Annotated in this window: 11 protein-coding genes and 1 pseudogene; 10 read left to right on the top strand and 2 right to left on the bottom strand. The window is 44.3% G+C overall.

Annotation, left to right across the window (positions count from 1 at the left end; genetic code table 11):
- Positions 1-120 (top strand): annotated as a pseudogene (locus tag FTU01_RS12795) (IS30 family transposase); the annotation flags it as partial.
- Between the two features lie 49 nt (positions 121-169).
- Positions 170-481 carry a hypothetical protein gene (locus FTU01_RS12790; protein ID WP_159124191.1) on the top strand — a complete coding sequence of 104 codons (312 nt, stop codon included), beginning with the start codon at positions 170-172 and terminating at the stop codon, positions 479-481.
- A 141-nt stretch (positions 482-622) separates the two neighbouring features.
- On the opposite strand, the gene FTU01_RS12785 is transcribed toward FTU01_RS12790, so the two are convergent.
- Positions 623-817 (bottom strand): DUF3565 domain-containing protein, encoded by a 195-nt coding sequence (locus FTU01_RS12785; protein ID WP_004781474.1) that lies wholly within the window; start codon positions 815-817, stop codon positions 623-625.
- A 130-nt stretch (positions 818-947) separates the two neighbouring features.
- On the opposite strand from FTU01_RS12785, the gene gshB reads away from it, so the two are divergent.
- Positions 948-1,895: a glutathione synthase gene (gshB, locus tag FTU01_RS12780; RefSeq protein WP_180002589.1), complete on the top strand. Its 948-nt coding sequence runs from the start codon at positions 948-950 to the stop codon at positions 1,893-1,895.
- A gap of 39 nt (positions 1,896-1,934) precedes the next feature.
- Here the strand turns inward: gshB and FTU01_RS12775 are convergent, their stop codons facing one another.
- Positions 1,935-3,137: a CynX/NimT family MFS transporter gene (locus tag FTU01_RS12775; protein WP_180139374.1), complete on the bottom strand. Its 1,203-nt coding sequence runs from the start codon at positions 3,135-3,137 to the stop codon at positions 1,935-1,937.
- A 409-nt stretch (positions 3,138-3,546) separates the two neighbouring features.
- Here FTU01_RS12775 and murG point away from each other — a divergent pair, with 409 nt between their 5' ends.
- The 7 genes from murG to lpxC all read left to right on the top strand — a co-directional run bounded on the left by murG (position 3,547) and on the right by lpxC (position 11,656).
- Positions 3,547-4,644, top strand: a complete 1,098-nt coding sequence (gene murG, locus FTU01_RS12770; RefSeq protein ID WP_159123787.1) for an undecaprenyldiphospho-muramoylpentapeptide beta-N-acetylglucosaminyltransferase — start codon at positions 3,547-3,549, stop codon at positions 4,642-4,644.
- 12 nt (positions 4,645-4,656) lie between these two features.
- Positions 4,657-6,105: a UDP-N-acetylmuramate--L-alanine ligase gene (gene murC, locus FTU01_RS12765; protein WP_005232692.1), complete on the top strand. Its 1,449-nt coding sequence runs from the start codon at positions 4,657-4,659 to the stop codon at positions 6,103-6,105.
- Positions 6,106-6,158: 53 nt separating this feature from the next.
- Positions 6,159-7,088, top strand: a complete 930-nt coding sequence (locus FTU01_RS12760; protein ID WP_180139373.1) for a D-alanine--D-alanine ligase — start codon at positions 6,159-6,161, stop codon at positions 7,086-7,088.
- A 3-nt stretch (positions 7,089-7,091) separates the two neighbouring features.
- A complete protein-coding gene (locus FTU01_RS12755) occupies positions 7,092-7,946 on the top strand; it encodes a cell division protein FtsQ/DivIB (protein ID WP_180139372.1) in 855 nt (284 codons plus the stop codon).
- Positions 7,947-8,017: 71 nt separating this feature from the next.
- Entirely contained in the window at positions 8,018-9,280 is a 1,263-nt protein-coding gene (ftsA, locus tag FTU01_RS12750) for a cell division protein FtsA (protein ID WP_159123790.1), read from the top strand.
- A gap of 159 nt (positions 9,281-9,439) precedes the next feature.
- A complete protein-coding gene (gene ftsZ, locus FTU01_RS12745; protein WP_034170248.1) occupies positions 9,440-10,627 on the top strand; it encodes a cell division protein FtsZ in 1,188 nt (395 codons plus the stop codon).
- A 126-nt stretch (positions 10,628-10,753) separates the two neighbouring features.
- Positions 10,754-11,656, top strand: coding sequence for a UDP-3-O-acyl-N-acetylglucosamine deacetylase (gene lpxC, locus FTU01_RS12740; RefSeq protein ID WP_180139371.1), 903 nt, complete (start codon positions 10,754-10,756; stop codon positions 11,654-11,656).
- Positions 11,657-11,740: the final 84 nt, after the last annotated feature.

Raw genomic sequence — 11,740 nt, 5'->3', positions numbered from 1 at the left:
GTCGCTATGTCACTGAATACTCGTCCTAGAAAAGCGTTAGATTGGCTTACACCATTAGAGAAATTTGCTCAGCTTGTTGATTATCATAAGGCTTTTGAAACTGTCGCACCTCATGTTTGAATTCGCCGAATTTCATAATTTTAATTGATTTAAAATAAGAGTACTAGGAATGGATTACTGGAACAGTGTTTTATTTATATCGATTATAACGGTGGTAGGTTTGGCCATTATTGTCATGCTGGTGGGCTACAAGATGTGGAAAAACTTGGTGGTGACTTTACTGATCTCTACAACGATTGGCTTTCTGATTATATGTACTATTAACTTTATCTTTGGGGAAAATCTGAATTTGCCCTGGATTCCTGATCAGAGCTGGCATCATAAGATCACTTTGGAAATTGCTCTGATGAGCTTACTGATTGGCGGGGTCAGTACCTTTATTATTATGCTGGGAACCATGATTTCGAAAAATAATCGTTAAATCATAAAATTAGATGTATTTAGTTGAAAGATAATGCATTTATAAGCAAGGTATTATTATTTTTATTCAGGTTTTAATCAATTTTCTAAACGAGATAAAATACTCAGGGTGAGTATATATACTGATTTGATTTAGAAGATATTAATCCTCGTGTATTTCACATTTTTTGCAGTCCAATAAGACGCCCAGTTTTTCTTTACGGCCTTGTTCGGTCATGACCCAAGGACGGTTTTGCCAAGGTGGATCATGCCGCACATGCTGACCATGACCACAGGCCAGTTCAGCGACCCAATGATTTTCTTCATCCAGATGAAAGCCGACAATTGCCTGCTGCATGATAAATGCTCTTGTTGATTAAAGTATTTAAGCATTTATACAAAATTAGTCATGCAAAATCACCATAAACAAAAGAAACTGCACAGGCTATACTCCTTGCTAATGTATTTTTAAGAAAGAGCACAGAGACATGCGCGTACTTGTTGTGATGGATCCCATCGAAAATGTAAACCTGAAAAAAGATTCAACCATGGCCATGTTATGGGCAGCTGCACGCCGTGGACATGAACTGGGTTATGCATTACAGCAAGATTTATATATCGACCAAGGTAAGGCCTTTGGTCTGATCTCGCCTTTGCAGGTATTTGAAGACTATAACCATTACTACGAACTGGGTGAAAAGAAAAAAGAATCGATTGCGGCTTATGATGTGGTGCTGATGCGTAAAGATCCGCCATTCGACATGAACTTTGTCTATACCACTTATATTCTGGAACAGGCAGAACGTGAAGGAGCATGGATTATCAACAAACCGCAAAGCCTGCGTGACTGCAATGAAAAGCTGTTTGCTACTCAGTTCCCGCACCTGCAAGTTCCGACTTTGGTAACGTCGCAACAAAGCCTGCTCCGTGAATTTTTAAAAGAGCATGTTGATGTGATTGTAAAACCATTGGATGGTATGGGCGGCACCGGAATTTTCCGTCTCTATCAGGATGGTATCAATATTGGCTCAACCATTGAGATTCTGACCAACAATGGTAACCAGCCGATTATGGCACAGCGTTATATTCCTGAAATTGTAGAAGGGGATAAGCGTATCCTGATGATCAATGGCGAACCAGTACCGTATTGTCTGGCCCGTATTCCGCAAAATGGTGAAGTGCGTGGCAATCTGGCAGCAGGTGGTTTAGGTCAAGCACGTCCATTAACTGAGAATGATAGAGCCATTGCAGCGCAAGTGGGGCCTTATCTCAGAGAAAAAGGTTTGGTATTTGTCGGTCTGGATGTGATTGGCAATTATGTCACTGAAATTAACGTCACCAGTCCAACCTGTATCCGTGAAATTGATACTCAGTTTGGTACCTCCATTGCAGATGACCTGTTTGATGTACTGGAAGCCGGTCTGGGTCAAGCCTAAGCTTTCAATAATAAAAAAGAGCCTCGTCTGAGGCTCTTTTTATTGGCCATAATGCTTGAATAAAAGCAGGGTCATTAAGATTCCTAATATAGAGAGGCTGGCGGTAACTGCCGCGATATAAGCCCAATTCTGTGTAGTCGAAACCAGTGCTGCGCTCAAAGGCGGCACAAAAAATTGAGCACAGGCTGAAAGCTGTAAAACCAGACCCACACTGGCTGCTGCGGCATTGGCACGCGGGGCATGCTGCAAAGTAATGGCAAAAACAGTGGTCGGGATAATTCCACCAATCAGTGAAAACAGTACAGCACTTATAAACTGTAAGTCGAACATGAGCCATGAACTGGCTGCAAAAGCCAGAAAGCTGCTGCACAGCATGGCTGTAAATCCGGTACTGAATAGCGTCTTGGGTTTCCAGCCACGTTGTAACAACATACCTGCACCAAAAGTGCCGCCCAGATTGGCAAGTACCACGATTGAAACCAGAACGCCTGCAACTTTTAAATCAATACCATGTTCGACGTACATGCTGGGCAGGAACCCGGTCACGGTAATCCACTGACTGGTATAACAGGCAAAAATAATAGCTAAACACAGAATGGGTGGATGGGTAAGGGTAACTTTGATAATCTGCCAGAATGAAGTATTTGACGGTACTGGTTGAGGAATTGTGTTAGATGCAAATGCCATTGAATCTATTCGCAGGTATCGTTTAATGATGCCTGCAATAATCAAGCATAGACTGCCGAGAATAGCCCAAATATTCTGCCAGTTCAGGTATTCGAGTAAAACAGGAATACTAAAAACAGCAAGACTGACACCGACACCCATATAGGAACTCCAGAGTCCCATTTTAAAATTCAGTGTTTCAGGCCGACTGATCCGTTTTAAAATTGCAGGCGCGCACAAGGAAATAGTTAAAAATCCAATCCCTTCGGTAAAGCGGAAGAAATATAAGGCTGTGGCATGCTGAATCCAAAGGCCAGCGATACTGCTCAGTCCTAAAATGATTAACGCCAAAATCATGCAGCGCTTTAAACCCACTTTTTCCGAAAAAGCACCAATACAAAGGGCGAATAGCATCCCGGCCCCTTGTACTAAAGATAGGGAAAACCCGGCTTGCATAAAACTTAAGCCTAAATCCTGTTGCAGAATGGGAATAACAGCAGACAGTTTGCCGACATGCATGGCCGCCAGATAACCGGCTAAAATAATCCATAGATCACGAATTGATATTTTTGACATCTATAATGCTTGAATCCATTTAAGGAGTATGCAGATCAATTTGAAAAAAATTATATAGAGATAGGGATAACATAAAATTTTATTCAGATTTATATGATTTAGGCATAAGTTAATAGGATGAATTAAATGGAAAAATAGCCAGTAAATAGTGAAAAATGTATAGATTTAGGGAATGACTATAAAAAGATTAAATGAAAAATATTTAAAAATTATGCTTATATTTCACTTAAGTCTAAGGAAAAATGCAGACCTTATAATAAAACTAGTTTAAACTTCAAATTAGTATGAAAAAAACAATGAAACGCTTGTTGAAATAAGGTAAATAAACTTTCAAGGGCAAGCGTTTGTGATTACAATTGATGACTTAAATTAGACCTCCTGTTTCATTTTTTAATTGAAGAATTAGACCGTGACCGACGCTCAGCAAAAACAGCCTAAACATGTCATGATGATGGCCGCAGGTACGGGTGGACATGTGTTTCCAGCGTTAGCCGTTGCAAAAGATCTACAACAACAAGGAATTGAAGTGTCCTGGTTGGCAACACCAGCGGGCATGGAAAACCGATTATTAAAAAACCATAATATTCCAATTTATCAAATCGATATTCAAGGTGTGCGTGGCAATGGTTTTGTGCGTAAAGTCTTGGCCCCGTTTAAAATTTTAAAAGCCACTCTTAGTGCTATGAAGCATATGAAACAGCTCAAAGTCGAAGCTGTTGCAGGCTTTGGCGGTTATGTGGCAGGACCGGGTGGTCTGGCAGCGCGGATCCTGGGTATTCCTGTAATTATTCACGAGCAAAATGCAGTCGCGGGTTTTACCAATACCCAGTTGTCACGGGTCGCTAAAACGGTATGTCAGGCTTTTCCTGATACTTTCCCGGCACAAGATAAAGTAGTAACCACCGGTAATCCGGTACGTAAAGAAATTACAGAAATTTTAAATCCGTCCTGGCGTTATCAGGAGCGGGAAAAAGCTGGCCAGCCGCTACGAATTCTGATTGTTGGTGGTTCACTTGGGGCACAAGCCTTAAATGAACGTGTGCCGGAAGCCTTGAAACAGTTGAATGTGCCGTTAAATGTCTATCATCAGTGTGGTCAAAATCATGCTGAAGCAACGCGCGCACGTTATGCAGACAAACCCGCCTCCTTGCAGGTTGAAGTTCAGCCGTTTATTGAAGATATGGCCCAAGCTTATAGCGACGCCGATCTGGTCATTTGCCGTGCCGGTGCACTGACAGTTACTGAAATTGCAACTGCTGGTGTAGCTGCGATTTTTGTACCGCTACCAAGTGCGGTTGATGATCACCAAACTGCGAATGCCAAATTCTTGGCCAATCAGCAGGCAGCCAAAATCTGCCCGCAGGCTACTTTGACGCCAGACAGTTTAAAAACCTTATTAGAGCCGATGCTTGACCGTCAGGTATTGATGGAAATGGCGATCAAAGCACGCCGTCAGGCTCAACCCGATGCGACCCAGCATGTGGTCCGTTTAATTCAAGAATTGTAATCCGAGTAAATTATGTCTCCAGTAACCCCAGCAGACCAAGCAAAGAAATTAATTAAAGTCCCGGAAATGCGCCGGATCAAGCATATCCATTTTGTAGGGATTGGTGGTGCAGGGATGTGCGGGATCGCGGAAGTACTGAAAAACCAGGGGTATAAAGTTTCTGGTTCAGACATCAAGGCCTCTAAAACTACGGCTCAATTAGAAGAAAATGGTATCAAGGTCTATATCGGCCATGCAGCCAGCAATATTAAGGGTGCCAATGTCATCGTGGTATCTACCGCGATTGATAAGGAAAACCCGGAAATCAAGGCGGCTCTTGAAACCCGTACACCGGTAGTCCGCCGTGCAGAAATGCTGGGTGAGCTGATGCGTTACCGTCACGGGATCGCGGTTGCAGGCACTCACGGTAAAACCACAACCACCAGCCTGATCACCTGTATGCTGGCAGAAGAAAATCTGGATCCAACTTATGTGATCGGCGGTTTGCTAAACCGTACCGGTGTGAATGCCGCTTTGGGTGCAAGTCGTTATATCGTGGCAGAAGCCGATGAATCAGATGCCTCATTCCTTTATCTAGAACCAATGGCTGCCGTGGTAACCAATATTGATGCTGACCATATGGATACTTATGGTGGCAGCTTCGATGTTTTAAAAGACACCTTTATCCAGTTCCTACAAAAACTGCCATTCTATGGTTTAGCGGTTGTGTGTGGTGACGATGCCAATATCCGTGAAATCATGCCACGTATTGGTCGTCCATTACTGACTTATGGTTTTAATGAAGATAATGACATTCGTGCCGTCGATGTCGTACAGGAAGGTATGCGCAGCCACTTTACCGTATTACGTAAAGATCGTGAGCCGCTACGCGTGACTGTGAATCAGCCGGGTCTGCACAATGTACTCAATGCCTTGGCTGCAATTGGGATTGCAACGGATGAAGGCGTATCCGATGCAGCTATTTGCCGTGCACTGGAAGGCTTCAGTGGTGTAGGTCGTCGCTTCCAGGTACAAGGTCAATTTGAACTTGAAGGCGGCGATGTGAAACTGGTCGATGACTATGGTCACCATCCAAAAGAAGTAGAAGCCACTATTAAAGCGGCTCGTGCCAGCCATCCAGATCGCCGTCTGGTGATGATGTTCCAGCCGCACCGTTTCAGCCGTACCCGTGACTGTTTTGATGACTTCGTAGAAGTGCTTTCACAAGTCGATCAGCTGCTCTTACTTGAAGTGTATCCGGCAGGGGAAAAGCCAATTGTAGGTGCAGATAGCCGCGCATTGGCACGTAGTATCCGTTTACGTGGGGAAGTTGAACCAATCCTGATTGATCCGGTTGAGGGGAACCTGAGCCAGGTGATGAAAAAGGTATTGCAAGCAAATGACTTGTTATTAACCCAAGGCGCAGGTAATGTTGGAGCAATCTCAATCGAACTTGCTCAAAATCATTTATATGTAAAGTAAAATAGTCATGTTATGACTGATTGAACAGATTCAAAAAGTTTAAGGATATAAACGTGTCAAATGCTTCAAAATTCGGAAAAGTTGCCGTATTGCTGGGTGGTAAATCTGCAGAGCGTGAGGTTTCGCTAGATAGTGGAACCGCCGTACTTGAGGCATTAATGCGTTCTGGGGTCAATGCAGAAGCGTTTGATCCACAAGAGCGTAGTGTTACCGAGCTGGTAAATTATGATCGTGCGTTTGTGGTATTGCATGGTCGTGGCGGTGAAGACGGTCAGATTCAGGGTGCGCTGGAATGGTTGAATATTCCATATACCGGTACAGGCGTACAGGGTTCTGCCATTGGTATGGATAAAGTCAAAACCAAACAGGTTTGGCAGGGTTCAGAATTACCTACTGCGCCATATCGTATCGTGACCAAAAACTCGAATGCGCAAGAAATTGTATCTGCTCTAGATTTGCCGCTGATCATTAAGCCTGTACACGAAGGTTCGAGTATTGGCATGAGTAAAGTTGAAAAAGTAGAAGACTTTGCCGATGCGATTGCCAAAGCCACTGAACATGATGCCGTGGTTATGGCAGAGAAATGGATCACAGGCCGTGAATTTACCATTGTAATTCTGAATGGTCAGGCCCTACCTGTCATTCGTCTGCAACCGCCAGAAGATGTGGCTTTCTATGACTATGAAGCTAAATATCAGCGTAATGATGTGGAATATGGCATTCCATGTGGCTTAAGCGAGTCTGAAGAGAAAGAATTGCAAGCCTTGGCTCTACGTGCCTTCCAGGCGGTGGGTGCAAGTGGCTGGGGCCGTATTGATGCAATGCAGGATGAACAGGGTAAGTTCTGGTTACTGGAAGTGAATACTGTTCCAGGTATGACCAGTCATTCTCTGGTACCAAAAGCGGCAGCAGCAATTGGCTATAGTTTTGATGCGCTCTGTGTAGCGATTCTGGAACAAACATTAAACGGTGCGGCACACTAAGTTATGGCTCAACTCCCAGCAACCATGCGCCGTAAACGTGCTGCGATTACCTCAATTCACGACAAGCCGCCGACACGCAAAGAAAAACTGACCAACCTGGGTGGTTGGGTCTTGTTGTGTGTCGCGCTGGTGGTGCTGGCTTTTGGGATTTTTGGCCTGTACAAGGTGATGACTGATGCTCAGGTAGCAGAGCTGAAAGTGGCAGGAACGCGTTCAGCAGCTGAAGAGCGCCAGGTCATGCAGTACGTTTCACCGATTGTGACTGAAAACTATTTTACTTCGGACCTGGAATCGATTCGTGACCGTGCACTGGAATTGTCCTGGGTGGATCGTGTCGTGGTATCTCGTGCCTGGCCAGACAAAATTCATGTCCGGGTAATGCCGCATCATGCCATTGCACGTTGGGGAACAGGGCGTTTACTAAGTGACAGTGGTGTGATTTTTACGGAAGTCACACCCAAGAATTATCAGGCATTACCGTTACTACATGGGCCGGCGAGCCATGCAGAAACCATGATGCGACGTTATAATGAAATCAATCAGTTATTTTTACCACAAGGTATTCGTTTAAAAGAATTATATTTAACTGAACGAATGACCTGGTTTATGCAGTTTGATTCAGGTTTGCGTGTGATTGTCGATAAAGACCAAACCATGAGCAAGTTGCAACGTTTGAGTCATCTGTCCTATAGCGAACTAAAACCGGTATGGTCGAAAATTTCAGCGATCGACCTGCGTTATCGCAATGGATTGGCGATTCAATGGAAAAATTCAATTCCGCCTAAAATTGTAAATGGTCAATTTATTGTAACCATTAATGACACGGGCGTTGAGAATAATGTAACAGTAAAGCCATAATGACCGGCTTTAAAAACTAGAGGCCTTATAAAGCCATAAATCTAACAAACACGTAATGGTAGTAGTTAATAATGAGTGAAGCTGTTCCCTCGGTTGTGGCGATTGACATTGGGACACACAAAGTTTCAGTTTTGATTGGTAAGGTACACGCGCCAGACAATATCCAAGTGATTGGGATGGCGACCGCTCGTAACCGAGGCATGAATAAAGGAAAAATTGTCAGTCTCGATAAAGTCATTACCGCCATTAAAAACGCCGTACAAGAAGCGGAAGATATGGCTGAATGTCGTGTGCATTCTGCGTGGATTTCGATCCCAAGTGCTGAATTAAAAAGCTTTTATGCCTCGGGTCGTACCACCATTGATAATAGTGAACATTCAATTACGACCAGTGAAGTGGTACGGGCACTTGAGCTGGCCAAAGCCAGTCATGTCACCTCAGATCATTATCTGGTCAGTGCGGTGCCTTTAGGCTTCGAGCTGGATGATGCACCGGAATGGGTACTCAACCCGATCCGTATGTCGGCACATAGCATGACGGGACATTATCATTTGATGATGTTACCGATCAGCACCATGCAGAATATTGACCGCGCTTTAAAAGGGGCCAATATCGGTGTGGAGAAAATGGTGGTGTCCTGTCTAGCTACTGCTGAAGCCAGCCTGCTGAAAGATGAAAAAGAATATGGCGTGTGTCTGGTAGATATCGGTGCGGGAACCACCAATATTGCTGTTTATTTAGATGGCCGTTTGGCGTTAACCCATACTATTCAGCGTGGCGGTGAACATGTGACCCGTGATATTGCAGCAGTTTTACAGACCACGACAGAAGAAGCAGAACGTCTGAAATTGCTCTATGGCTGTGTTGACCTAAAAGTGGTTAAACCAGAGCATATGATTCAGTTCCAGGGCATTGATGGACCACAAACCATTAGCCGGATTGAACTGACTGAAATTATCATGGCGCGTTATGAAGAAATCATGGGTCTGGTGCGTGATGAACTGGTGAACCATGGCGCGATGCAGGGACTGTATCATGGTGTGGTGCTGACTGGTGATGCCAGTCAGATTGAAGGTATGGTCAGCTTTGTACGCCGTACCTTGGGTGTATCTGCACATCTGGGCAATCCGCCGGTACAGGTCTATGCAGATGAACAGCACCAGGCGGCTTTACGTCGTTCCCAGTACGCAACAGTGGCTGGTTTGCTGATGTTTAGCCAGAGTGATACCCAGGAAACCCTCGTTGAGACCGAAGACGGGGACAAGTTATCAGTAACACAGCGCATTAAACGGGCATGGTCAGGTTTTAACGAAACGTTAAAAGCGATCTTTTAAGCGATTTTTATTGTGAATATTGTTGGGAAGTTGTAGTTAATCGGGCTTGTACTTGACAAGTGCTTGCTTGAGCAGCATTCTTAAAAACAATTTTTATCAAGATTAAGGCAGTATACGGGCTTAGTGACTGCCAATTATGAATTAGGAATTTTATAGGTCATGGCCTCATTTGAATTTTTCGAAGAAGATCATAGCGATAGCAATGGTCAAGCCCGTTTCACTGTATTTGGTGTAGGTGGTGCGGGTGGTAATGCTGTACAGCATATGTTGCAGTCCGATATCCAGGGCGTAAAGTTCGTCTGTGCCAATACAGACAAACAGGCACTGGATCGCATGGAAGCCGAATTTAAAATTCAGCTGGGCGAGCAAAGTACACGTGGTCTGGGTGCTGGAGCAAATCCACAGGTCGGTCAAGCGGCAGCAGAAGAAAGCCGTGAACTGATCCGCCAGCAGCTTGAAGGTACTGATATGGTTTTCGTCACTGCCGGTATGGGTGGTGGTACAGGTACCGGTGCTGCGCCAGTCGTTGCTGAAATTGCTAAAGAAATGGGTATCCTGACTGTTGGTGTGGTGACTACGCCATTCAACTTTGAAGGTAAACGCCGTCTGCAATCCGCCGAAAAGGGAATTGAAGCACTAGAACAGCACGTAGATTCTCTGATCATCATTCCAAACCAGCGTCTATTGAAAGTCTTCCGTGATATTTCAATGAAGGATGCGTATAAAAAAGCGGATGATGTACTGTTGAATGCGGTACGTAGTATCTTTGATCTGGTGGTACGTCCTGGTCACATTAACCTTGACTTCGCCGATCTGAAAACTGCAATGAGTACGCGTGGTTATGCCATGATGGGTGTAGGCTTGGGTCGTGGTGAAAACCGTGCACGTCAGGCAGCAGAGCAGGCGATTCGCAGCCCATTACTGGATAACGTCACCATTATGAATGCTAAAGGTATTCTGATTAACGTGACGGGTGGTGATGATGTAACCTTCGGTGAAATTGAAGAAATTACTGATGTTGTAAATCAGATCGTGGATCTAGACGAAGGTCAGGTCTTCTACGGTACAGTATTTGATCCTGATGCTCGTGATGAAATCAGCGTCACGGTGATTGCGACTGGTCTGACTCGCCATGCTGCAGATTCGGTTGAGCCGACTAAACGCGCGAATGTACAGGCAGCACGTCCATCAGCATCACAGGCAGTAGTTGAAGATGATGATGTACCGGCAATTCAGCGTCAGCAAAATGAAGCAGGTGCAGCAGCTAATCCTGCAGCTTCAGTTTCTAGCCCGCGTCCAACACCAATGAGCATCCAAGATTATCTTAAAAATCAACAGCGTAAGTAATATGTAACAGCATGTGTTTACGATGATTGCACAGAAAAGGTGGCTTTAGAGCCACCTTTTGTTTTTTATCAATGGCCAAATATGCTAACGTATAGCGGTTTTATTGGTGAACAGATGATAAAAAGCATGTTGAAACAACGTACCCTGCAACGTATCGTGAAAGCGAGCGGAATCGGTCTTCATAGTGGGCAGAAGGTTATGATTAACTTTGTGCCGCACCACGCCGATGGGGGCATTGTGTTTCGTCGTATTGATCTGGATCCACCCGTCGATATTCCTGCGGATGCCTTATTGATCCAGGAAGCTTTCATGTGTTCGAATCTGGTTCAGTCAAATGCCAAAGTGGGTACGATTGAGCATGTGATGAGCGCTATTGCGGGACTGGGCATTGATAACCTGATTATTGAAGTGTCAGCTTCAGAAGTTCCCATTATGGATGGCAGTGCCGGACCTTTCATTTATCTGCTCATGCAGGGCGGCTTGCAAGAACTAGAGGTACCAAAGAAATTTATTAAAATTATTAAACCTGTTGAAGCCCTGATCAATGATAAACGGGCGATTTTCAGCCCACATGATGGCTTTCAGCTAAATTTCACCATTGATTTTGATCATCCTGCCTTTAAAAAAGAACATCAATCTGCCAGCATCGATTTTTCTACAGAAACCTTTGTTTATGAAGTCAGTGAAGCGCGTACATTCGGCTTTATGAAAGACCTTGACTACTTGAAAGCCAATAATCTGGCTTTGGGTGCAAGCTTGGAAAATGCCATTGGCGTAGATGAAACCGGCGTGGTCAATGAAGAAGGTTTACGTTTCTCGGATGAGTTTGTACGTCACAAAATTCTAGACGCGGTAGGTGATTTATACCTGCTAGGCCACCAGATTATTGCCAAATTTGATGGCTACAAATCAGGGCATGCTTTGAATAATCAACTATTGCGTAACGTGAAAAGTGACCCAAGCAGCTATGAAATTGTAACATTTGATGACGTAACTCAATGTCCAATTAGTTATGTAACTGTGACATAAGTCCTTGTCTTTGTGTCTTTGTGTTATAACTTAGCTGCATCTAATGTGACACCTGTCACATAAAAACAACATTGGAATTTATTA

The organism is Acinetobacter sp. YH12043 (genome assembly GCF_013419915.1).
GTDB lineage: Bacteria > Pseudomonadota > Gammaproteobacteria > Pseudomonadales > Moraxellaceae > Acinetobacter.
This window is presented reverse-complemented; position numbering and strand designations above follow the sequence as displayed.

Excerpts from the sequence above, each read along its gene's own strand:
- FTU01_RS12790 (WP_159124191.1), top strand. The coding sequence starts at position 170 with ATGGATTACTGGAACAGTGTTTTATTTATATCGATTATAACGGTGGTA.
- FTU01_RS12785 (WP_004781474.1), bottom strand. The coding sequence starts at position 817 with ATGCAGCAGGCAATTGTCGGCTTTCATCTGGATGAAGAAAATCATTGG.
- gshB (WP_180002589.1), top strand. The coding sequence starts at position 948 with ATGCGCGTACTTGTTGTGATGGATCCCATCGAAAATGTAAACCTGAAA.
- FTU01_RS12775 (WP_180139374.1), bottom strand. The coding sequence starts at position 3,137 with ATGTCAAAAATATCAATTCGTGATCTATGGATTATTTTAGCCGGTTAT.
- murC (WP_005232692.1), top strand. The coding sequence starts at position 4,657 with ATGTCTCCAGTAACCCCAGCAGACCAAGCAAAGAAATTAATTAAAGTC.
- FTU01_RS12755 (WP_180139372.1), top strand. The coding sequence starts at position 7,092 with ATGGCTCAACTCCCAGCAACCATGCGCCGTAAACGTGCTGCGATTACC.
- ftsA (WP_159123790.1), top strand. The coding sequence starts at position 8,018 with ATGAGTGAAGCTGTTCCCTCGGTTGTGGCGATTGACATTGGGACACAC.
- ftsZ (WP_034170248.1), top strand. The coding sequence starts at position 9,440 with ATGGCCTCATTTGAATTTTTCGAAGAAGATCATAGCGATAGCAATGGT.
- lpxC (WP_180139371.1), top strand. The coding sequence starts at position 10,754 with ATGTTGAAACAACGTACCCTGCAACGTATCGTGAAAGCGAGCGGAATC.